Below are 21,296 nucleotides of genomic sequence, written 5' to 3' on the forward strand. Positions count from 1 at the left end.
AACAGGAAGGGATGAGCAGATGAGAGTCGTAGTATTGGGTGCAGGACTGATGGGCAGGGAAGTCGTGCGGGACCTCGTGAAACAGGATGAGGTCAAGAAAGTCTATCTTGCGGACCGGGCGATTCGGCAGGCAGAGGATTTTGCGGAAGAGCTGATGTCGGATAAACTGGATATTTTATTGCTTGATGCGAACAATGATGTGCAGCTGAGTGACGTCATCGCGCTTGGGCACATCGTCGTCAATGCATTGTTTTATACATTTAATGAGCGGGTCGCGCAGTGTGCGGTGGAGCGCGGCGTGCACGTCGTCGATCTCGGCGGCCACATCGGCGGGGCGACGGAGAAAGTTCTTGCGCTGCATGAACAGGCTGCCGCGAAAGGCGTGACGCTCATTCCCGATCTCGGCGTCGCGCCCGGCATGATCAACATTCTCGCGGGTTACGGTGTCTCAAAACTCGATGAGACCAATGAAATCCGGCTGTATGTCGGCGGGGTGCCTGTCAAACCGGAGCCGCCGCTCGATTATAATGTCGTGTTTTCATTGGAAGGACTATTTGATCACTATACCGATCCGTCGCGTGTCATCCGGGATAGAAAGGTGCTGGAACTGCCTTCATTGACGGAAGTGGAGCCGTTGGAATTCGAAAGATACGGAACGATGGAAGCATTCCACACGTCAGGCGGTACTTCGACGATGCTGGAATCGTTTTCGAATGTGACGACGCTCGAATATAAAACCATTCGCTATCCTGGGCACGCAGAAAAAGCCCGGCTGCTCGCGGAACTCGGACTGCTGAACCGGGAATCATCCATTTACGTCGACGGCAAACCGCTGCGTGTGCGCGATGTCATGATGGCGCATTTGACTCCTCGGCTGCGGCTTGGTGATAAGTCGGACGCGGTGCTGCTGCGCGTGATTGTCAGTGGGGAGAAAGATGGCAGTCCGAAGACCGTCACCTTCAATCTGATTACCGAAAAAGACCAGACGACGAATGAAACTGCAATGGCGCGGGCAACGGCAAATACGATTTCCGTCGTGGCACAGATGATCGGCAACGGCGTCATCACGAAACGGGGAGCCTGGCCGCCCGAACAGATTGTGCCGGGTGAGCTGTATATTGAAGAAATGAAAAAACGCGGCGTGGTGATTGAAGAACGATAGATTCATTGTAAAGGAGGACATTCAGATGGACTTTACATTTACAGATGAACAGAAGATGCTGCGGCAGACCGCCCGGCAGTTCACGGACGCGGAAATCATGCCGCATATTGCGAAGTGGGATGCGGAAGGCGGGTTTGATCCGGCGATTTGGAAGAAGCTAGCGGACCTCGGTTTCCTTGGCGTCTGTATTCCCGAGAAGTACGGCGGGAGCGGAATGGACTATAATTCATTGGCAATTCTTTGCGAAGAACTCGAACGTGGCGATACGGCATTCCGGACGGCAGTTTCTGTGCACACCGGCCTGAACTGCATGACGCTGCTGCAGTGGGGGACCGAGGAGCAGAAACATAAATACTTGGTTCCGCAGGCGAAAGGCGAGAAAATCGGCGCGTTCGGACTGACGGAGCCGGGTGCAGGGTCGGACGTGGCGGCGCTGCAGACGACAGCGAAGCGGGACGGCGACGACTATGTGCTGAACGGCCAGAAAACGTGGATTTCATTATGCGACACGGCGGATCATTTCCTTGTGTTCGCCTATACCGACAAATCGAAAAAGCATCACGGCATCAGCGCATTTATCGTGGAGCGGACGATGCCGGGATTTTCGTCGAAAGCCATCAAAGGGAAGTACGGCATCCGGGCGGGCAATACGGGAGAGTTGTTTTTCGAAGATATCCGCGTGCCTGCCGCGAATTTGCTCGGGGAAGAAGGGGAAGGATTCAAGATTGCGATGTCCGCGCTCGACAACGGGCGGTTCACGGTGGCGGCGGGGGCGGTCGGTTTGATTCGGGCCTGTCTTGAAGCGAGCGTTGATTATGCAAAGGTGCGTGAAACATTCGGTGTGAAAATCGGCGGACACCAGCTTGTCCAGCAGATGATCGCGAAAATGGAGGCGGGCTATCAAATGAGCCGGCTCCTCGTCTACCGCGCCGGCGAGCTGAAAAACCGCGGCGTCCGGAATACGCGTGAAACGTCACTCGCCAAATGGCAGGCCTGCGATTTTGCCAATCAAGCCGCCGACGATGCCGTGCAGATTCACGGAGCCTACGGATATTCCGACGAATATCCAGTCGCCCGTTATTTGCGGAACTCGAAAGCGCCTGTCATCTATGAAGGGACGCGGGAAATCCATACGATCATGCAAGCGGAGTACGTACTCGGCGAACGCGCGGATAAACTACTGAACCGCATGCTACCGGCGTGGCGGCCGTGAGTGAATGAGCGCTTGGCAGGTGTTTATGATCACTTGAGGCTGCCGTATGAGCGCTTGGCAAGGCTCAATGAGCGCTCGGCGCGGAGATATGATCACGTAACAAGGTCCAATGAGCGCTTGCAGCAGTTCAATGATCATCCAATCAAAAAAACCAGCAAAGCCACGCGGGCCATGCTGGTTTTATTCGAATTTGGAACATCAGGAACCGACAAAGTTCCCGCCGTCGACGTGAATCGTCTGCCCCGTCATATAGCTCGAATCCTGCGACGCCAGAAACACATAGGCCGGCGCATTTTCGGCCGGCTGCCCTCGGCGTGCCATCGGGGTATCGGCACCATGTTCCGCCACTTTCTTCGCATCGAAAGTTGCCGGGATAAGCGGCGTCCAGATAGGCCCCGGCGCGACTGCATTCACACGGATACCTTTATCCACCAGGCTCAATGCCAATGAACGCGTGAAGCTTGTGATTGCGCCCTTTGTTGCGGAATAATCGAGCAGGCCGGGCGAGCCGTTGTACGCCGTAATGGACGAAGTGTTGACGATGCAGTCGCCTTTCTTCATATGATTGACTGCAAGCTTCGACAGATAGAACAGGCCGAAGAAGTTCGTCTCAAACGTTTCCTTCAGCTGATCGGCGGTAATATCCTCAATGGAATTTTGCGGAAACTGCTTGCCGGCATTATTGACCAGCACATTCAGCTCGCCAAAATCCTCAACGAACTGCTTGATCAGCTGCTCACAATTCGCTTCCTGACTGATGTCGATCTGATATTTTTTCGCCTTGCCGCCATACTGCTCAATCAATTCTACGGTTTTATCTGCGTCTTCATCTTCCTGATCAGCCAAATAAGCAATCGCCACGTCCGCGCCTTCCTTGGCGAACGCCACAGCGACTGCACGTCCAATTCCACTGTCACCGCCTGTAATGAGCACTTTTTTGCCTTTCAGTTTATCCGAACCTTTAAACTCGGGGTCATCATAAATCGGCATCGGGTGCATTTCCTCTTCCACACCCGGCTGCTCGGACTGCGTCTGGCCGGGAACCTGTTCATCAATTTTCTCGTAACGATCTTTTGCCATCGTACATCCTCCTCCATATGAGTTTCTATCCGTAGTATTCCCGCCGCGTACACAGACAAACATGCAAATGAAATCCGAAAACTCTGGAATTTTATTGGAATAGGGCAGGGTGTGTAGTAAAATGATGGAAAGCTCGGCGTACTGGACGGTTGAGTCGGAGCGAAAGGAGTTACTATGACAGAATATTTTAGAAAAAGAATCGGTTCTTATTTATTTATCATCATTGGATTACTCATCGGTTTCATAGTTTCCGGTCTTACGATGCAGCAACCGGACTATAAATCTGGAATATTGGCAGTGGCGATCGGGTTATTCATTGGGGAATCACTCATGTTTTTGACATGGATGAAAAAGGGAAGGCAGACTGACCATATAGAATAAAAGGGATTGAATATGTTTCCGGAGATAGAGACTGACAGATTGCGATTGAGGGAAAAGAAAACAGCTAATGCAGTGGCGTTTTTTTATCATTCTTTTAAAGACACGACTACACGTTACTATGGCCCAGATTCGTATCAGCATATCGAGAAGTGGTAATGTTTGGACAGTTTCTAGCCGAGGATCAATGAGGGGAAAAGTGGTAAGAAAGGGGTGTCTGGATGTCGAAATCATTAAAGTTCTCTTTTGTGCTGCTCCTCTTCATCCTGCTGTCCGGATGCAGCAATATAACAAAATACGATAATGACGAACCCGCGGCCATTGTCAGAGGGCAGGAGATTACGGTCGGGGAGCTGCGGCTTTTGTATCCGGATAAACAGGTGCTGGAATATTTGGACGGGGCCATAAAAATGGAGCTGGTGAAACAGGAAGTGGAGAAACTGGGCCTGGATATTTCCGGACATCTGGATCCGGAAGATAACGGGTTTGCGGTACTGCCTCCGGCGGATACCGTAGATCCAAATGGCCGGCAGCTGCGTGAATACGCCGAATCACAGGCCAAAAAGCTGCATATGGAGCCGGAAGAGTTCCAGCGGGAATATGCCCGGCGAGTCAATGAACAAAATGCGTATATGATGACGTATTTGGAGTCGAAATTAGGTCCGTATCATTATGAAGTAGATGAGACGGAAGATTTTAACGAGGAAGCCAATCAGTTGCTGGAGGATCTGGCGGAGGAGAATCAGGAGGAGATTGAGGTGCTGATTAAGTAGGCTGTTTATTGATCGAGCCAGATTCTCATATGCATGTAACTTAATTATTTATGAAGCACTGAGGTAGTTGTTGCAACGAGATTATTATATTTGTTAAAAAGTTAACTACAGCAAACGGACACGATTGTATATTAAGATTTTGACTTTGAATAGTATAGTGTGTCATAACATGAAGTGATATAATGATATAAAATATTCATGGAAGAGGTGATCATTACATGGATACAGCCAGGGATCGTTTACTTAAAATCATTAATGAAATACCTGAGCAAGAAGTAGACAAAATTCTGGATTTTGCAGAGTATTTAAAAGCTAAAAGAGATAAAAGTGTGTCTGAGGAGTTAACAAGAGCTAGTGAGAGTAGTTTGGGTTTTTGGGATAATGACATCGATGACGAGGTTTGGAACAATGTATAAACAAGGTAACATTGTTTTAGTACCAGTTCCATTCAGTGATTTGAAAAAGCAGAAGCAACGTCCTGTACTTATTATTTCAAGCGATAGTTACAACGAACTGGCTGAAGATATTGTAGTATTAGCCATCACTTCAAAAATTAAGGATCTTGCGTACTCAGTAGTGATTGAATCAAAAGATTTAACAGAAGGTAAACTTAAGGTGACATCGGAGATTAGGACAGACAAAATTTACACGCTTTCTAAAAGTATCGTCAGAAAGAAATTTGGACAGGTGAACACTGAAGTTTTGGAAGGTATTCGAGTGAAAATAAAAGAACTTATAAAGTAACTACAAACTAGGGGACTGTGTTACTTACAGTGTTCCCATTGCCTATATACCCTTGTGTACCCCCATTTTAAATCAGTAATAATTATAAGTAATTGAACTGCTTTTCTGCAATAGGCACTTTTGTTGGACAATAGTTACATTAAAATCGTGTCATAAATTAAATGAGTGAGCCGCGGTGATATTTATAAATAGTAATCGAACGCCTTCTTTCATCTAAAGAAGGCGTTCGTTTAGTAAAAAAGCTTATATAGACAGATGAGGAGGCATTGCATGGAAATCCATTTTGAAAAACTGACAGAGCCGGCGGAAGAGGTGGTGGATGTATTCAACCGCTGGCGGCAGGACCCCGACTTTGTGTCGAAAACCGAGCCGAATCAGGAACGTAAGGAGCCGGGAGCGCATGAAACGATCACAGTACAGGGCTTGGTGGAGAAGCTGAAGTGTCAGGAGATTTATTTGATTTATGAAGAGGACCACATCATCGGCGATGTGAATTATATGGTGGACCCGGAGCATTTATTCAAGAAAGAAAAGGGAACGGCGTGGATCGGAATTTCGATCGGAGAAGCTGCTGGACGCGGCAGGGGAATCGGTTTTCAGGCAATGCAATTCATTGAGGAGCAGATTCGCTTGAACGGATTGAAGCGTATTGAACTAGGCGTCTTTGAATTCAACACGAAAGCGAAGAATCTATACCACCGTCTCGGTTATACGGAAATTGGAAGAATTGAAGATTTTACATACGCGAACGGGAGAATGTGGTCGGATATCCGGATGGAAAAGTATCTGTGAATCCGGGCTATACCACCGGCCTTTTTCGATGAAAGCACACATGCTACAATATAGAAGTCAACTATTCTATAACAGCTAAGGAGTGCTTCTTCAATGAAATTCCAACCTTCGAAAAAAATGTCCATCTTTGCGCCGGCCATCTTCGGTGATTTGAAAGCAGCCGCAGCGGAGAAGCAGGCGACGGGCGCTCCAGTCATCGACCTGAGTCTCGGCAGTCCGGACCTTCCACCGGATGAACGTGTCCGGAAAGTGCTGTCCGAGGAGAGTGCAAAAGCCTCTTCCTATGGCTACACATTGGGCGGAACGAAGCGGTTCCATGAAGCTGTCGCAAATTATTATCAACGGCGAACCGGCGTCGACATTGATCCGGAAACCGAAATCCTGCAGACGATGGGTTCTCAGGAAGGCCTCGTTCATTTGCCGCTAACGTTCTGTGATGAAGGAGATTATGTATTAACAACGAATCCCGCGTATGTCGCATACGATGCCGGCATCAAACTGGCGGGCGCCGTGCCGTATTACATGCCGCTGCTCGCGGAAAACGGTTTTCTTCCCGATCTGAATGAAGTCCCGGAAGACGTGGCGAAACGGGCAAAATTAATGATCCTGAACCTGCCGGGCAATCCAGTCCCTGCAATGCCGAATGAAGCCTTCTTCGAGGAAGTCGTCGCATTCGCAAAGAAACACGAAATCATCGTCCTGCATGACGCGGCCTACTCGGAATACTATTTTACAGGCGACCGTCCCGCAAGTTTCCTGACCACACCCGACGCAAAAGAAGTCGGCATGGAAATTAATTCGCTGTCGAAAAGCTTCAGTCTCGCAGGTGCGCGGATTGCATATTTTGTTGGCAACGCAGAAATGATCAAAGTGCTCCATGAACTGAAATCCAATCTCGACTACGGCACATTTGGCCCGATCCAGGAAGCTGCCGCTGTCGCGCTCGACCATGGCGAGGAAATCACAGACAAATTGCGCGAAGAATTTTCCAAGCGCCATCATACGTTAATGAATGGACTCGCAAAACTCGGCTGGGAAACAACACCGTCTGAAGGCGGCATGTTTGTCTGGGCGAAGTATCCGTTCGCGATGGACGACAAAGAATTTGTCTTTGAAGCGATCAGACAAACCGGCGTCGTCATGGTTCCGGGCAGCATCTTCGGCACAGCGGGAGAAGGCTATGTGAGGATTGCGCTAGTGCAGAAAGTCGAACTGATCGAACAGGCGCTGGAGTTGCTGTCCGAGCTGTCTATAGTGCAAACCTCCATTTGATCGGTGCCGAACTTTGCTCCTGACCCTGCTCCTGTTAGGTGCCTGTGTGCGAAACATTCGTGATTGTTTAAACAAACATGAAAGTTTAAATATTCATGTTTGTTTCGCGCACAGGCACTTTCTTACTTTCTTACATAGAAATTCTTTATAAATATAACGAACCTTCAGGTAGCAGATAGGCGAGAATTATATATGCTATCAAGCTGGGAAAAAAGACAAGGAATATAATCCTTACAACGAGGGAAGGAAGGCCGAAATACTCGGCAATCCCGCCGCAAACACCAGCTACTACTCTGTCGGTTGACGACTTGCTCAATTTTTTCTGCATATCGAAAGCCTCCTTTTATTTGTAATCAGCAGAAATCCTTGTGACTTTTACTAAGAAAACGATCAATAATTATCAATCACACCGCCCAATGAAACAGCTGTCACAAACGGTTTGTCGATCAGGTCTGCAATCTCCTCCTTCGTGCCGTAAACGACTACGCCAAGTATTTCGGCCTCTTCAATTTTTCTATCCTTCATCCGGTCGTAAGCCTCCGTATGTTCCTTGAAACCGCTCGACTTCAATAGTTTTAAGAACTCTTCGTAGTCATACGCTAAATCGCTTGCAGAGAAATATCGGTCATTGATGGAAAAGCCTAATGCGTTATTTTCCCGGATAAAAGTGGAAGACCAATCGTGTTCTTTGGCTTTCTGCTGGAATTCATTGATTTGAGTGTCACTGTAGGTGTTCAGCCAAAACCACGTCATCTCTGGCAGTTCCATGAACGGCAGCTCACTCGGTTTATACGGCTGGTCGAAGGAAAGAGCCACCTCGAAGATCTTATCGCCAGGCATATTCGAAATTAATTCGTCGTCATGTTTATATTCCTTATACGTGACACTTGGATGGAAAAACAGCAGCTCTCGCCAGCCATTTTCTTTATAGGAAAATTGCCAGTCCTCTCCTGTGATTCCGATATTGCCGCCTCTGCCTCTTGAAATCAGGACAGAAGGGATGAGTCCGAATTGATATTGTTTTTGTTCAATGACGACCGGCTTGATTTTCATATCTTTTGACACTTTATACGTGCCCATCCCGCCTAAAATTCCTGTTGAATCAACCGTTTCGCTAATATAGCCGTTCGGTGTGCTGAGGCGAACGTTTGCATCCCATTGCTTGAACGCTTTTTGGCTGAAGTAGGCTGAAATAGCGAAATTGGCGATAATCAGCCCGATAAATACGAGAACAGATACAACAATAATTGTAAGTACAGACTTCCGTTTTCCTTTTCTCACTGCTTTTTTTATTTTCTTCTCATCAAATAGGTCATCCAGCTCTTCATTCATGCAATTCCCTCCATTTCTTTTGAAATTCTTTTCTGGCCCGGAATAAGTATGTCTTGACCGTAGCTTCTTTCATCCCCAGCAGCAAAGAAATGTCTCGATAACTCAATTCTGCTTCATATTTCAAAAGCAGCAGCTGTTTAAAGACTTCCTGGATCTGATCCAGAGTCCTTGCGATCTCATATTTCATTTCGCCGTGCAATATAATCGTTTCGGTGTCATCTTCATTCGCAAAATTATTCCAGAAAAGATGCTCATCCATCAGTACCACTTGCTCCCGCCCTTTTTTCCTCAGCATTTTTTTGAATTCATTCATAGCAATCGTGAAAATATAGGCCAGAGCTTTCTCCGAAGGAACTCCGCTGCTATACGCAATATATTTGGCATAGCTCTCCTGCACAATATCTTCCGCATTTTCATGACTGCAGCCGTTCTTCCTCAAATAAAAATAAATCATTCTTGCCTGTTTCTCATAAATTTTCAACAGCAGCTTCGAGTCCATAGCTCCTCCTCTCCCGCGACCTTCACTATTAAAGAGTCCCACGCCGTTTAAAAGTTTACAAGAGAAGTATAATTTTTTTTGCCGGTGCCTGTGTGCAAAACAATGATGTTAGTTTAAACATTCATGATTGTTCGAACAAATGTGAATGTTGTAGTATTCATGTTTGTTTCGTACACAGGCACCCGAAACCAAACAGATTCTTAATAAAAAACCTAACTTTTTTTATTCCAAATTATTGCAGGTTTAGTGTTATCTTCTCATCTGCTCTTCATTTTATTGAATATGTTAGAGAGAGGGGAGGTGGAAATATGGATTTCAATGATTTTTACAATCAACACGGGAAACAGAACTGTAAATGCAATAAATGTTCACCTTGCAGCTCTTCAGAACATTGTAATTGCAAGCGAGGTCCAAGGGGATGTATAGGACCTAGAGGATATGAAGGAGCTGTTGGAGCTGCCGGACCAATTGGACCTAGGGGCCCACAAGGAGTGGCTGGTCCAGTAGGTGCAAGAGGTTCGACCGGAGCCCCCGGTCCAGCGGGTGTCACGGGAGCCCCTGGAGCAACTGGAGTCCCAGGACCAACAGGCGCCACAGGAGCAGCCGGAGTCCCGGGAGCAACAGGTGCCCCGGGAGCGACCGGATCCCCAGGACCAACAGGCGCCCCGGGAGCGACTGGATCCCCAGGACCAACAGGCGCCCCGGGAGCGACCGGATCCCCAGGACCAACGGGCGTCACAGGAGTAGCCGGAGTCCCGGGACCAACAGGCGCCCAGGGAGCGACCGGAGCCTCAGGACCAACAGGCGTCACGGGAGCGACTGGATCCCCAGGACCAACGGGCGCCACAGGAGCGACCGGAGTCCCGGGACCAACAGGCGCCCCGGGAGCAGCCGGAGTCCCAGGACCAACGGGCGCCACAGGAGCAGCCGGAGTCCCAGGACCAACAGGCGCCACAGGAGCAGCCGGAGTCCCAGGACCAACAGGCGCCCCAGGAGCAGCCGGAGTCCCAGGACCAACAGGCGCCCCGGGAGCGACTGGTGCTACAGGTATGGCTGGTGGGTTATCTGAATTTGGGTACGTTTACAATCTAACTCCCCAAACTGTACCTATAGAAGCTGACGTTACTTTTGATTCGAACGGTATAATGACACCGGGGATTACACATTCATTAGGCACAACTAATATTGTAGTTACTACTCCGGGAACCTACGAGGTAACTTTTTCTGTGTCTGGCACAGAACCCAATCAATTTGCCCTATTCTTAAACGGGGCTCTAGCTATAGGAACAATTTACGGTGCAGGCGCGGGAACGCAGCAAAACAACGGTCAGTCTATAATTCTTATGGCAGCTGGAGATGTTCTAACTCTGCGAAATCATTCTTCTGCAGCGGCAGTCGGCCTTGCATCTTTAATAGGCGGAACACAAGCAAACGTTAACGCTTCTATCGTAATAAAACTATTAGGTTAATTCGATATGTAGAGCATTCACAACATCAAGTCGGGGTTGCTGGACGTTCGTCTGACTTTCGATTGTTTGATGGGAACAAGTAAATGAGTTGATCCGATGAATCTCATTATTTACACGCTACTCTTTCAATATAGTATATAGAGGTTTAACGGCTGGTGGATGTATGGTCCTGTGGAGGAATAGCTCTGCAGGACCGTCTATCGTATATGAGCATAAAATTATTGCGCTAGTTTAAAAAAACGTGATTGTTTAAATAAACATGAAAATTGCAGCATTTATAATTATTTCTCGTGCAGCAAAACCTGAACAACCAGAAAGATTCGCAAAATAGGTTGCCACTTTATATCACTTTACGATATAACCTATTTAGATATATCGTAAAGTGATATAGAGGGGGGGGAATGAAAATTGAAATCATTTGAGCCGCTGACGGATTCGATGTTCTATATAATGGCTTCGCTCACGGAGCCGCGGCATGGGTATGCCGTAATGAGTTTGGTAGAAGAAACGACAGAAGGAGCATTCGTCATCGGGCCGGCTTCATTGTATACGATTATAAAAAAGCTGCTGAAGGAGCAGCTGATCGTTCTGCAAGATGAGTCGGATTCGCGCCGGAAGGTATATACATTAACGGATATAGGCCGACAAACGCTCGAAGCGGATATCGTCCGCCGGAAAGTAATGATTGAGATGGCGGAAAAGGGATTGAAGCGGGGGAGTGTATGATGGGGAAAACAAAATATATGATGTCTGCAGGACTAGCTTTTTCAGAAGCTGGCGATATGAAGAAATTACGCCGCGAAGCATTGCGGGGCTGGCATTTGAAAAGGTTCCGCTGTGCAGGTTACGAATTGGAGAAAGGCGAAAGTGAGGACGTTATCTACAGCATTGATTACCGCCTGCTGGAGCCGAATGAACAGGATGAATACTTTGGGATGTTCGAAATTGCGGGCTGGACGCATGTGTGCACGGAATATAATATGCACATATTCAAAGCTGATAGGGGAACGGTACCGATCTATAGTGACAGTGAGTCCGCTCGAGATAAAATCAGACGTCTAGCTATTCCTGTAAGAACAGTGACGCTCTATGTCGTTGGTCTGATGGTCCTATCAGGGCTGTTGATGAAATTCACGTCAGGAGTCATCCAATCGGTCAGCATCTTCACCTTTTATGTTGCTCTTATCATTGCAGGGCCGGCAGTTATGACATACGCAGCAACATTTTATCATCGATGGAAAAAGAGAATGAATTGAAACGAAACTCATCCAGAAAGGAACTCATATATGGACTCTACAAAAGACAAATCCAATAATTCAAAGCATGAATTCAAGCTCAAAGAAACAGTTTTCGCATTTTCTTCGTTTGCATTTATTTGTTTAGCCGTCATTTTTGCTTTTATCGTTTACGATGTATTCACAATTCAAAACTTCCTTTCTTTTGATAAGCCGGCAGAGTTGTTAATCATTTCAGGAATTTCTTCTGTTGCTTTATTGTTGTTCGGGCTCATCTTGACTTTAATTATTCCTGCGAATTATATTGACGACAACAATAAAACATACCAAGATGATTCATTGCCGGCTATTTTTATTTTTATGTTTGCAGCTGCATTATTTGAGGAGTTATTATTTAGAGGCATTATTCAAAACTTACTTTTCCTATTTATGGGTTATCAATGGTTCGCCATCCTGTTGACAGCTCTATTGTTTACAGTCTTTCATGTCCAATATTTTAAAAAGCCCATCATGTTATTGAATATCTGTATACCCATCCTGGTTTTTGGGTGGATCTATTTTAAAACCGGCAATATCTTAGTGCCTGTTTTTGTACATTTCGTAATGAACTTTGGAATGACAGTTTTATTTAAATATAAATTGCTCAATTTACGCAGTTAGTGTAAGGTGCCCAGTGTAAGGTGCCTGTGTGCCAAACAATCATGTTTGTTCCAACTTTCACGATTATTTAAACAATCATGAAAGTTTAAGTATTCATGTTTGTTTCGTGCACAGGCACGTTTTTAAAGCGCATACAGTTCCATTATTTTATTGTTGGGCAATTTACTCGGGTCGCTCATATCAATAAAATAGGGGAGCTGCCATTGTTGGGTTTTTATTGCTTGTTTACTAGTGGGGTGGTCCCAGCTAGGGTAAACTCTTAATGCCATTTTTCCTTTTGCAGAATTGGATCGGAGTATATTCTGTGTGACAAGTAACTCCTTTGGAAATATAAATTGGCCTAATTTACTTTCATCAGCAAAGACAGTGATGACTAATAAATCAGGAGCATCTCCATAAGCAAACGGCTGATTTTTATTATGTTCATCTTTTTCCCAAAACGCAACAAACTGTCCTGCTTTTGCGGGAGTAATGTTTGCCACTCTGAAACGAACTGTTTTAGAAGCTAATTGAAATGTACCTGCACCGTACTTAGAGTTTTGCCTTTCCTCTTGGACTGTATTTACAAGTAAGTTATTTGGTTCGTAAACCATTTTATCCACATAAGCTAATGCTGTATAAAAGTCATTCATTGCTCAACACCCTCATTTACGTAATTTCACCATTGCTTCGTAAAGGTTTCATTCCTCTTTTTCCATCATACGTCTATTTTTTGTTCTCCGTATCAGCAAAGCGATAGCAGTGCCGCCTGAATAAATCATAAGCAGCAAACTTCCGATTTGATTGGAGAGCTGGCCATTCTCGATAAGAGTGAACATCCCGTTTAGTATATTAGAAGTCACGGCAGCACCTGAAAGCACAGCGGCGAGTCCCATAAGAATAATAATCAAAGCTGGCTGATCTTTTTGTTGCAAATAAGCGTTCTTGGCAATCGATAGGGTGCTGAAATACATGGCGGGAATCATAATCAGCACCAGCATTTCGAGCATGGGATTTGCCCAAGTTCCATAAAAAGTTTTTACATAACCGCTAATCATAATCATTATAAATGTAATGATCATTGTCTGGAACGCAATTCGATGCCTTATAGAAAGTTGAAATTCATCGTATCTTGTTAGCTTCATTAATCATTCCCCCAAAACAAATCATTGAGCGTAAGATCCAGTGCTTTACAAATCGCAATGCAAAGTTGTAAAGAAGGATTGTAATCGCCGTTCTCGATCGCATTCATTGTCTGACGCGTCACACCTACTGCTTCAGCTAACTTTGCCTGCGATAAATCTTTTGTTGCCCGCGCCGCTTTCAGTCGTAAATTTTTTGCCATGGCCGAACCTCCTGATTAAGTGATCGTATAATATATCAATCATAATGTCAAATATACCCGACATATTTTAAAGTCATGGAAGAATATAAAGTTTAAGAAAATAGAGATACGATTAGTCTTTAGGATAATAGGTGATCAAGTTAAATAGTGAGTTTTACTTTTATTCCTATCAAACTGTCGTCATTATACAAACAAACATGAAAGTTTAAACATTCATGATTGTTTCGCACACAGGCACCTCAAAAGAAGGGGATCCCAAAAGAAAGGGTACCCCGAAAGATAAATGGGTCAAAACCAGCCCGACAGTCGTCTAATCAATGAAAGGAGGCAAAACCGATGCAATATGATGAAGGAGAACTGGATAGAAGAGAGCTGCTGGTCTCATTCATCCGCGATTACGGTGACGATCTGAAACGTATTGCCTATCTGTATCTGAATGATCTGGCAGAAAGCGAAGATATCGTACAGGAAGTGCTGATCAAAAGTTATCATCAGCTGGACAGTTTCCGTCATGAGTCCAGCTATAAAACCTGGCTCATTCGCATGACGATCAACCTATGCAAAGATCATAAAAAGCGCTGGAGTGTGCGCAATATCTTCTATAAACAGGAAGCGCCGGAAGTACGCGACCACAAACTGACGGAGACGGACTACATACAAAAAGAATCTTCCAATGAGATAATGCAGCAGCTTGCCAGGCTCGCACCTAAACATAAAGAAGTGCTCATTCTCTATTATTATGAAGAACTCACCATGCAGGAAATCAGCGACGTCCTGCAGATTAACCATAACACCGTAAAATCCAGGCTGCTGCGCGGCAAACAGGCGTTAAAAGAAAAACTCGAAAGGAGAGAGGACCATGGATGAATTCGATCGCAGGCTTTCCAATGAAATGAAAAAAGGAACAGAGGGGATTTCATTGTCCGAACAGGAAAAACAGCAAATTCACCGGCAGATCAACCGGACGTCCTTCAAAAATAAAAAACGCGGCGTCATTATCTGGACTGTTGCCGCAGCTGCCGTTGCACTGTTCATCGTACTGGTACTGCCAATGCTGCAGGAGCAGATGCCGAACGAGCAGAGCGCGGCGTATCATGTGGAAGACTTAGAAGGGATTTCATTATCTATAGAAGAAGCGGCAGTGCATGACAATGGGGAAATCGCCTATTTTGTAGAAATCAACAACGATACGTCGGGCACAATCCGGGAAGGCACCCTGTCGATCAGCTACGACCTGCTGCTGCCGAATGGTTTCGAAGAGAATCCGTTCAAGCAGTCGGAAATGGTGCCGGGTGATATTTATCCACGCTCGAAAACGAGATTGAAATTTGCTGTGGATCCTACTGTTTTTAAAGAGGAAAGAATAGACTTGAGCGGTATTTCAATGGAATTGATCGGCTACTGGAATAAACTTGAACCGCAGGCACGCTTTCAGGTCGGTCAATCCACGTCAGTAGTCAGCTCGGACGGCTCATCTAATTGAGCCGTCCGATTTTTTTGCATAAAACACTTGCAACTTCCTCACTTCCGGTGTAATATAATGACCTAGTGACCGAAAACGTTTTACAGTCATAACATAAGGTGAGGTGAAGAAGTGGACCGCAGACAGGAAATTTTATTGGCAGCAGAGAAATCATTCTCTTTATTCGGCTATAAAGCCACTACGATGGATCAGGTTGCAAAAATCGCCAATGTCGGAAAAGGCACCATCTATACATTTTTCGCCAACAAAGAAGAACTGTTTCACGCGATTGTCCGGCAAATGATCGAAGAAATGCGGCGGGTATCCGATGAGTGCACGATCGAAGGTGCTTCATTCGAAGTCAACGCACATACGCGGCTCATGCAGCTATTGAAGTTTAGAGAAACACATCAACTGTATGTCAAATTGATCGAAGAAGAAAAAGAACTCCGGACGCCGATGGTCGGAGAAGTGCTGGCGTCGATCGAGCAGGAAATCATCGAATATGTCCGGCAGAAAATCGAGCGCAGCATTGCAAAAGGTGAACTCAAGCCCTGCAACAGCGAATTGGTTGCATACTTATTATTCAAGTCCTATCTGGCACTTGTCGTCGACTGGTCGAAAACACATGACCGGCAGCTGACAGAAGAAGAAATCGCACAGTTATTAAGCGATACGATTTTTTCCAGTCTCTTAGTCTGAGACTTTTCTTTTGAAATAAAATGACTGTTTGAGCATTTCGGTCAACCGGTCTAAAACGAAAATGGAGGAAAATAACTAATGAAGAAAACCATGACGTTTGCGGAATGGAAACAATTATTGCGCACACGCAAAATGATCGTTCCGATGATCGCAATTTTATTTATCCCCGTACTATATGCGGGCATGTTCCTATGGGCTTTCTGGGATCCATATGACCATATGGACCAATTGCCGGTAGCCGTCGTCAACTTGGATGAAGGCGCAGAACTCGATGATGAGCAGCTCGCTCTCGGGGAGGAACTGGCCGATAAATTAGTGGAAAGTAAGCAATTCGATTTCCAGAATGTCACGAAAGAACGCGCAGATGAAGGATTGAAAGGGCAGGATTATTACATTACGATCGAAATTCCTGAAAACTTCTCGGAACACGCAACGACACTGCTCGATGATGATCCGCAGAAATTAAACATTCTTTACAAGCCGAATGAAGGATACAACTTCCTGTCGGCTCAAATCGGTGAAACGGCAATGGATCGCATCAAAGCGGAAGTCAATGAGCAAGTCACTTCCACATATGCGGAGCAGCTGTTTGATTCCATCACGGAAATGGGCGAAGGCTTCGGCGACGCGGCGGACGGTGCAGGGAAACTGCATGACGGCGCTGCGAAACTTGCGGACGGAACCGGTGATTTGAAAGGTTATCTGGCACAGCTAGCCTCAAGCAGTGTCGCTTTATCTGACGGCTCTACAAAGCTTGCACAAGGTGCGAATGAAGCTGCAAAAGGTGCAAATGATCTGTCTAAAGGTCTAGGCACTTTATCCGCGGGTGCAAATGATCTGCAAACAGGTGCCAATCAAGCAGCAACAGGTTCCGCCAGCTTAAAGGCTGGAATCAGCGAATACACGGCAGGTGTTAATCAACTCGCATCAAGCTATGCACAAATCGGTGCGAAAGAGGCAGAGTTCGCAGGCGGTATTGGTAATATTGCGGAGAAATCCGGCGGCTTGAAAGGTGCGGCTGATCAATTGGCAGCTGGCTCTCAAGGCGTTAACGCAGGCATCAATCAGCTGTCTGAACAGCTGGGACCCATCCTTGCACAATTGCCGGATGACCAAAAAGGTGCTTTGCAGGCAGCATTAGGTGAATTAAAACAAGGCAGCGCGCAAGTAGCAGGCGGTCTTGGTGAATTATCTTCAGGAGCGGGCGCGCTGCAGCAAGGCGCTGCTCAACTGAACGGCGCTGCCGGTCAATTGCAGGGCGCACATTCAGAAGCACTTGCCGGATTGAAAAAGCTTCAAGGTAATTCTGGAAAACTGGTCGAAGGATCCAATGCGCTTGCGAGCGGGAACAGCCAGCTGGCAGCAGGTTCTAAGCAATTAGTCGGCGGTGTGCAAACTGCAGCAGCAGGCTCTAAAGACTTGGCAAACGGCCTGAACGAATTGACTGCAGGCGCCGGTACGATGCAGCAGGGAACAGGCACACTCGTCTCCAAATCGAAAGACTTGGCGGCAGGCTCTGAAAAACTGGCTTCAGGCGCCACTGAATTGAATGAAGGAACCGCTACACTGCAGGATAAACTGACAGAAGCGAATGAAACAGCTTCCGAAGTGAATCCGACCGACAAGACGTATGAAATGGCCGCGTCTCCGGTAGAAGTGGAACAGGATAGTATCAACAAAGTGCCGAACTACGGAACAGGCTTCGCACCGTACTTCCTTTCATTAGGATTATTTGTCGGCGCATTGCTGCTGTCGATCGTCTTCCCGATGATGGAGCCGGCGACAACACCAACCGGCGCATTCCGCTGGTTCAGCAGTAAAGTATCCGTGCTGGCAGTTGTCGGATTAATTCAGGCATTGCTTGCGGTAGTGGTCGTCAAGTATGCGTTGGGCATGGAAACAGTCAACACACCGATGTTCATCTTGACAGCGATTATCACCAGTTACACTTTCATCGCAATTGTCCAGATGCTCGTCTCTATTTTGGCGGATCCAGGTCGTTTTGTAGCGATTATCGTTTTGATTCTGCAATTGACTACGAGTGCCGGAACATTCCCGCTCGAATTAATTCCGGAACCATTGAAAATCTTCAACACTTTGCTGCCGATGACATACTCTGTCCAGGCATTCAAAGCATCGATCTCCACCGGCGACATGTCACATCTATGGGCAAGCAACGGTGTTCTGATCGGCTTCATGGTAGCTTGTCTAGCATTAACGTTCGGCTATTTCGCGCTCGTATTCAAAAAGCGCTATTCAGCCAAATCAGCAACTGTGGAAGCATAAGGATGGTGCCTGTGCGCCAAACAATCGTGTTTATTTCAACATTCACGATTGTTTCAACAAACATGATTGCTTGAACTTTCATGTTTGTTACGCGCACAGGCACCGTACAAAAAAAGACCGCTCAATGAAAGTCACGATTCACGACTTTCATTGGGCGGTCTTTTTATTGAATTCTAGAACTACAGAGGATCTGATTTCATAGGATAAAAGTACTGATTACATATCATGACTCGGTTAGTAATAATTTTCTTACTGAGTAAAGAGCGCGGTATACAGTGTCTGAAAGAGTTATATGAGGTATACACAATTCAGGTCTATTTGTTTAATTTTCTAAAAACTCTTGCTAAAATGAATGCGTTTACAATATAATATGAGAAAAGGTTACTATGTTTAATTAAACATCACTATGAGTTGGTGGAGGGATTTGTTTGATTGATTTATTGAAAGAGATGAATCGGCATGTTGAACTGGAAAGTGTGCATAGTGCTTCTTTCGGCCGTTACGGTAAAGTCCTGAATAGATTCCCGCACGAAGAAATAGCCGAACGGATGATGGAAATACCCATCCCTGTTACCGGGAATGAATATGTGCCGTCACTGGATAAGTTAGAGGCGGGAGGCATGAAAAAGTATATTGAATCTCATTACTTTGGAGGCATGCCCATACAAATTGGATATTGTAACGGAATTAACTCATCACTCGGCGGGCTTGAGTTCCATAAAGGAAGTGAGATCAATGTGGCTATTACAGATTTCATTCTTCTATTAGGTCATACAAATGAATTAGTGAAAGACACTTACAATGTTGCTAATATTAAAGCATTCTTTGTTCCATGCGGTGCTGTAATAGAGATGTATCAAACAACGCTTCATTTAGCTCCGTGTAAAGTAAATGATCGAGGCTTTAAGTGTGTTGTTATTTTACCTAAAGGAACGAATACGCCGCTGGCAGATGAAGAAAAAGATGCTGACCCTCTTCTTTTCATGAAAAACAAATGGCTTATAGCTCATTCAGAACATACCCGCTTTGTTGAACAGGGGGCGCATGAAGGCATTATAGGAGAAAATATAACAATTGCTTACCCGACAGAACAACAAAGGGGGAAATTATATGTCTAGTATTACGTTCACATTGGTCTCTTGCGCGTTCTTCATGGCGCTTGTTGCTTATATCTCTTATTTGAAAACCAGGAATTCAATTGATGACTCTGATGGTTACTTTCTGGCGGGCCGTGGATTAACCGGCGGTTTTATTGCCGGTTCATTACTCTTGACGAATTTATCAGCCGAGCAGCTTATCGGCTTGAACGGACAAGCTTACCGGTCAAACTTATCCAACATGTCATGGGAAGTAACAGCTGCTTTTGCCGTTGTAATTATGGCTCTTATGTTATTACCCAGATACCTTGGCGGTGCGTTTTCAACATTACCTGAGTTTTTAAGTACACGATACGATGAAGGTGTTCGCAGGTATGTAGTTATTCTGTTTATGCTTGGGTATGTATTGGTTACCATTCCTTCTGTTCTATATTCGGGAGCACTAGCAATTTTAAGACTTTTTGATGTGCCGGGACTTTTAGGGATTTCTTTTGAGTCATCCGTATGGCTTGTCATTTGGGTAGTCGGGATTATTGGTGCAATTTATGCAATTTTTGGCGGGCTAAAAGCAGTAGCCGTATCAGATACGTTGAATGGAATAGGCCTGCTGTTCATTGGGCTGCTCGTTCCGATACTTGGATTTATTGCGCTTGGGGATGGCAACATTCTCCAAGGCATGAAAACAATAACGATTGAAAATCCAGAAAAATTAAATTCAATCGGTTCAAAAACAGATTCAGTCCCATTCTCGGCAATTTTTACGGGTATGATTTTCATGAATTTGTTTTACTGGGGCACAAACCAATACGTGATTCAACGAACACTGGGAGCGAAAAATCTAGCAGAAGGTCAGAAGGGAGTATTACTTTCAGGGTTTTATAAATTATCTGTTCCGTTCATGATGATGATTCCTGGAATTATTGCATTTCATTTGTATGGAAGTTCAGTAGATCCGGTTGATTTGGCTTACCCAACCATCGTAGCCAACTTATTGCCGACGTTTATGTCAGGATTATTTTTAGCTGTCCTTCTTGGTGCAGTATTTTCGAGTTTCAATTCACTGTTAAACAGTGCAGCAACTATGTTTGCTCTGGATGTATATAAGGCTGCAATTAAAAAAGATGCAACAGACCGTCAATTGATTACTGTTAGTAAATATTTTGGCAGTATCTTGGCACTTGTATCCTTCTTTATCGCCCCGATGCTGATGAATGCACCGGATGGGATTTGGGATCTGATTCGCCAATTTACAGGGTTTTTCAACGTTCCAATAATTGCTATTGTACTTGTGGGTATTATTTCAAAACGAATTCCAGCTATCGGGGCGAAGATAGTGATAATTTTCCACGTAATCACGTATTACATGCTCGTATGGGGGTTAAATCAATTATTCGGTATAGAGATCACCATGAATTTTATTCATATCTCGGGAATTCTCTTTGTTATTGAAGTTTTAATGATGATAGTGGTAGGACGTATTCGCCCACTTGAAGTACCACATGAGTTCCGTGCGCATCCAAAAGTAGACATGGTGCCATGGAAATATACAGTGCCTGTTTCTGTTGTTTTGATCAGCCTTGTCGTAATGGTCTATGTTTTATTTTCACCGATTGGTGTTGCGTACGAAGATGGAATTGTATCGGGCTGGTTCTGGCCTGCTATGATTGGTACGGTTATTCTAGGATTTATGAGTTACTTATTTGTATTGAAATCCTGGAATAAAAAGTATGCGAGTTATATAACTCATAAATATAAAGAAGTGGTGGAAACAGAAAAGACTAAACTTCGTAATAACTAAAACATCAGGAGGAATAAA

General features: G+C 45.4%; 25 protein-coding genes. 18 read left to right on the plus strand and 7 right to left on the minus strand.

From position 1 onward, the window contains the following. The first annotated feature begins 19 nt into the window (after positions 1 to 19). On the plus strand, positions 20 to 1,162 hold the full coding sequence (locus GDZ68_RS02590; RefSeq protein WP_153720731.1) for a saccharopine dehydrogenase family protein: 1,143 nt from the start codon (positions 20 to 22) through the stop codon (positions 1,160 to 1,162). A 25-nt stretch (positions 1,163 to 1,187) separates the two neighbouring features. After that, on the plus strand, positions 1,188 to 2,375 hold the full coding sequence (locus GDZ68_RS02595) for an acyl-CoA dehydrogenase family protein (RefSeq protein WP_153720959.1): 1,188 nt from the start codon (positions 1,188 to 1,190) through the stop codon (positions 2,373 to 2,375). Positions 2,376 to 2,573: 198 nt separating this feature from the next. Here GDZ68_RS02595 and GDZ68_RS02600 read toward each other — a convergent pair whose 3' ends face one another. Further along, positions 2,574 to 3,455 (minus strand): SDR family oxidoreductase, encoded by an 882-nt coding sequence (locus tag GDZ68_RS02600; protein WP_153720732.1) that lies wholly within the window; start codon positions 3,453 to 3,455, stop codon positions 2,574 to 2,576. Positions 3,456 to 3,629: 174 nt separating this feature from the next. Here GDZ68_RS02600 and GDZ68_RS02605 point away from each other — a divergent pair, with 174 nt between their 5' ends. The 6 genes from GDZ68_RS02605 (at position 3,630) to GDZ68_RS02630 (ending at position 7,414) form a co-directional block, all read left to right on the plus strand. Continuing rightward, positions 3,630 to 3,836 carry a hypothetical protein gene (locus GDZ68_RS02605; RefSeq protein WP_153720733.1) on the plus strand — a complete coding sequence of 69 codons (207 nt, stop codon included), beginning with the start codon at positions 3,630 to 3,632 and terminating at the stop codon, positions 3,834 to 3,836. 218 nt (positions 3,837 to 4,054) lie between these two features. Further along, positions 4,055 to 4,606 carry a hypothetical protein gene (locus GDZ68_RS02610; RefSeq protein WP_153720734.1) on the plus strand — a complete coding sequence of 184 codons (552 nt, stop codon included), beginning with the start codon at positions 4,055 to 4,057 and terminating at the stop codon, positions 4,604 to 4,606. Positions 4,607 to 4,824: 218 nt separating this feature from the next. Further along, a complete protein-coding gene (locus GDZ68_RS02615) occupies positions 4,825 to 5,022 on the plus strand; it encodes a DUF2281 domain-containing protein (RefSeq protein WP_153720735.1) in 198 nt (65 codons plus the stop codon). Next, a complete protein-coding gene (locus GDZ68_RS02620; protein ID WP_153720736.1) occupies positions 5,015 to 5,350 on the plus strand; it encodes a type II toxin-antitoxin system PemK/MazF family toxin in 336 nt (111 codons plus the stop codon). The genes GDZ68_RS02615 and GDZ68_RS02620 overlap by 8 nt, the downstream gene beginning before the upstream one ends. Before the next feature lie 270 nt (positions 5,351 to 5,620). Then, a complete protein-coding gene (locus GDZ68_RS02625) occupies positions 5,621 to 6,142 on the plus strand; it encodes a GNAT family N-acetyltransferase (protein ID WP_153720737.1) in 522 nt (173 codons plus the stop codon). Between the two features lie 93 nt (positions 6,143 to 6,235). Then, on the plus strand, positions 6,236 to 7,414 hold the full coding sequence (locus GDZ68_RS02630; RefSeq protein ID WP_153720738.1) for an aminotransferase class I/II-fold pyridoxal phosphate-dependent enzyme: 1,179 nt from the start codon (positions 6,236 to 6,238) through the stop codon (positions 7,412 to 7,414). Between the two features lie 145 nt (positions 7,415 to 7,559). Here the strand turns inward: GDZ68_RS02630 and GDZ68_RS02635 are convergent, their stop codons facing one another. The 3 genes from GDZ68_RS02635 to GDZ68_RS02645 all read right to left on the minus strand — a co-directional run bounded on the left by GDZ68_RS02635 (position 7,560) and on the right by GDZ68_RS02645 (position 9,245). Beyond that, entirely contained in the window at positions 7,560 to 7,742 is a 183-nt protein-coding gene (locus GDZ68_RS02635; RefSeq protein WP_153720739.1) for a PspC domain-containing protein, read from the minus strand. A 62-nt stretch (positions 7,743 to 7,804) separates the two neighbouring features. Continuing rightward, on the minus strand, positions 7,805 to 8,746 hold the full coding sequence (locus tag GDZ68_RS02640; protein ID WP_153720740.1) for an anti sigma factor C-terminal domain-containing protein: 942 nt from the start codon (positions 8,744 to 8,746) through the stop codon (positions 7,805 to 7,807). After that, a complete protein-coding gene (locus tag GDZ68_RS02645) occupies positions 8,739 to 9,245 on the minus strand; it encodes an RNA polymerase sigma factor (protein WP_153720741.1) in 507 nt (168 codons plus the stop codon). Before GDZ68_RS02645 ends, GDZ68_RS02640 begins: the two co-directional genes overlap by 8 nt. Positions 9,246 to 9,736: 491 nt before the next feature. Here GDZ68_RS02645 and GDZ68_RS02650 point away from each other — a divergent pair, with 491 nt between their 5' ends. The 4 genes from GDZ68_RS02650 to GDZ68_RS02665 all read left to right on the plus strand — a co-directional run bounded on the left by GDZ68_RS02650 (position 9,737) and on the right by GDZ68_RS02665 (position 12,609). Continuing rightward, positions 9,737 to 10,714, plus strand: a complete 978-nt coding sequence (locus GDZ68_RS02650; RefSeq protein ID WP_304625156.1) for a BclA C-terminal domain-containing protein — start codon at positions 9,737 to 9,739, stop codon at positions 10,712 to 10,714. Positions 10,715 to 11,122: 408 nt separating this feature from the next. Further along, positions 11,123 to 11,440, plus strand: a complete 318-nt coding sequence (locus GDZ68_RS02655; RefSeq protein ID WP_153720743.1) for a PadR family transcriptional regulator — start codon at positions 11,123 to 11,125, stop codon at positions 11,438 to 11,440. Further along, positions 11,440 to 11,970 (plus strand): DUF2812 domain-containing protein, encoded by a 531-nt coding sequence (locus tag GDZ68_RS02660; protein ID WP_228550978.1) that lies wholly within the window; start codon positions 11,440 to 11,442, stop codon positions 11,968 to 11,970. The genes GDZ68_RS02655 and GDZ68_RS02660 overlap by 1 nt, the downstream gene beginning before the upstream one ends. A 30-nt stretch (positions 11,971 to 12,000) precedes the next feature. Continuing rightward, complete coding sequence (locus GDZ68_RS02665) at positions 12,001 to 12,609, plus strand: CPBP family intramembrane glutamic endopeptidase (RefSeq protein WP_153720745.1); 609 nt, start codon at positions 12,001 to 12,003, stop codon at positions 12,607 to 12,609. A gap of 122 nt (positions 12,610 to 12,731) precedes the next feature. Here GDZ68_RS02665 and GDZ68_RS02670 read toward each other — a convergent pair whose 3' ends face one another. From GDZ68_RS02670 to GDZ68_RS02680, 3 genes are read right to left on the minus strand one after another with little or no spacing between them, the layout of a single operon-like run. Beyond that, positions 12,732 to 13,241, minus strand: a complete 510-nt coding sequence (locus GDZ68_RS02670) for a MepB family protein (protein ID WP_153720746.1) — start codon at positions 13,239 to 13,241, stop codon at positions 12,732 to 12,734. A 48-nt stretch (positions 13,242 to 13,289) separates the two neighbouring features. Beyond that, positions 13,290 to 13,733 carry a hypothetical protein gene (locus GDZ68_RS02675; RefSeq protein ID WP_153720747.1) on the minus strand — a complete coding sequence of 148 codons (444 nt, stop codon included), beginning with the start codon at positions 13,731 to 13,733 and terminating at the stop codon, positions 13,290 to 13,292. Next, positions 13,733 to 13,933, minus strand: a complete 201-nt coding sequence (locus GDZ68_RS02680; protein WP_153720748.1) for a helix-turn-helix transcriptional regulator — start codon at positions 13,931 to 13,933, stop codon at positions 13,733 to 13,735. Before GDZ68_RS02680 ends, GDZ68_RS02675 begins: the two co-directional genes overlap by 1 nt. A gap of 336 nt (positions 13,934 to 14,269) precedes the next feature. Here GDZ68_RS02680 and GDZ68_RS02685 point away from each other — a divergent pair, with 336 nt between their 5' ends. From GDZ68_RS02685 to GDZ68_RS02710, 6 genes are all read left to right on the plus strand, one after another. After that, complete coding sequence (locus GDZ68_RS02685; protein ID WP_153720749.1) at positions 14,270 to 14,800, plus strand: sigma-70 family RNA polymerase sigma factor; 531 nt, start codon at positions 14,270 to 14,272, stop codon at positions 14,798 to 14,800. Continuing rightward, positions 14,793 to 15,416: a hypothetical protein gene (locus GDZ68_RS02690; protein WP_153720750.1), complete on the plus strand. Its 624-nt coding sequence runs from the start codon at positions 14,793 to 14,795 to the stop codon at positions 15,414 to 15,416. The genes GDZ68_RS02685 and GDZ68_RS02690 overlap by 8 nt, the downstream gene beginning before the upstream one ends. Positions 15,417 to 15,527: 111 nt before the next feature. Beyond that, positions 15,528 to 16,097, plus strand: a complete 570-nt coding sequence (locus GDZ68_RS02695) for a TetR/AcrR family transcriptional regulator (protein ID WP_153720751.1) — start codon at positions 15,528 to 15,530, stop codon at positions 16,095 to 16,097. 90 nt (positions 16,098 to 16,187) lie between these two features. Further along, a complete protein-coding gene (locus GDZ68_RS02700; protein WP_153720960.1) occupies positions 16,188 to 18,383 on the plus strand; it encodes a YhgE/Pip domain-containing protein in 2,196 nt (731 codons plus the stop codon). A 428-nt stretch (positions 18,384 to 18,811) separates the two neighbouring features. Then, on the plus strand, positions 18,812 to 19,501 hold the full coding sequence (locus GDZ68_RS02705) for a DUF4867 family protein (protein WP_153720752.1): 690 nt from the start codon (positions 18,812 to 18,814) through the stop codon (positions 19,499 to 19,501). Then, positions 19,494 to 21,278 (plus strand): solute:sodium symporter family transporter, encoded by a 1,785-nt coding sequence (locus tag GDZ68_RS02710; RefSeq protein WP_153720753.1) that lies wholly within the window; start codon positions 19,494 to 19,496, stop codon positions 21,276 to 21,278. The genes GDZ68_RS02705 and GDZ68_RS02710 overlap by 8 nt, the downstream gene beginning before the upstream one ends. Positions 21,279 to 21,296 lie beyond the last annotated feature (18 nt).

Source organism: Sporosarcina cascadiensis (assembly GCF_009650995.1).
GTDB lineage: Bacteria > Bacillota > Bacilli > Bacillales_A > Planococcaceae > Sporosarcina > Sporosarcina cascadiensis.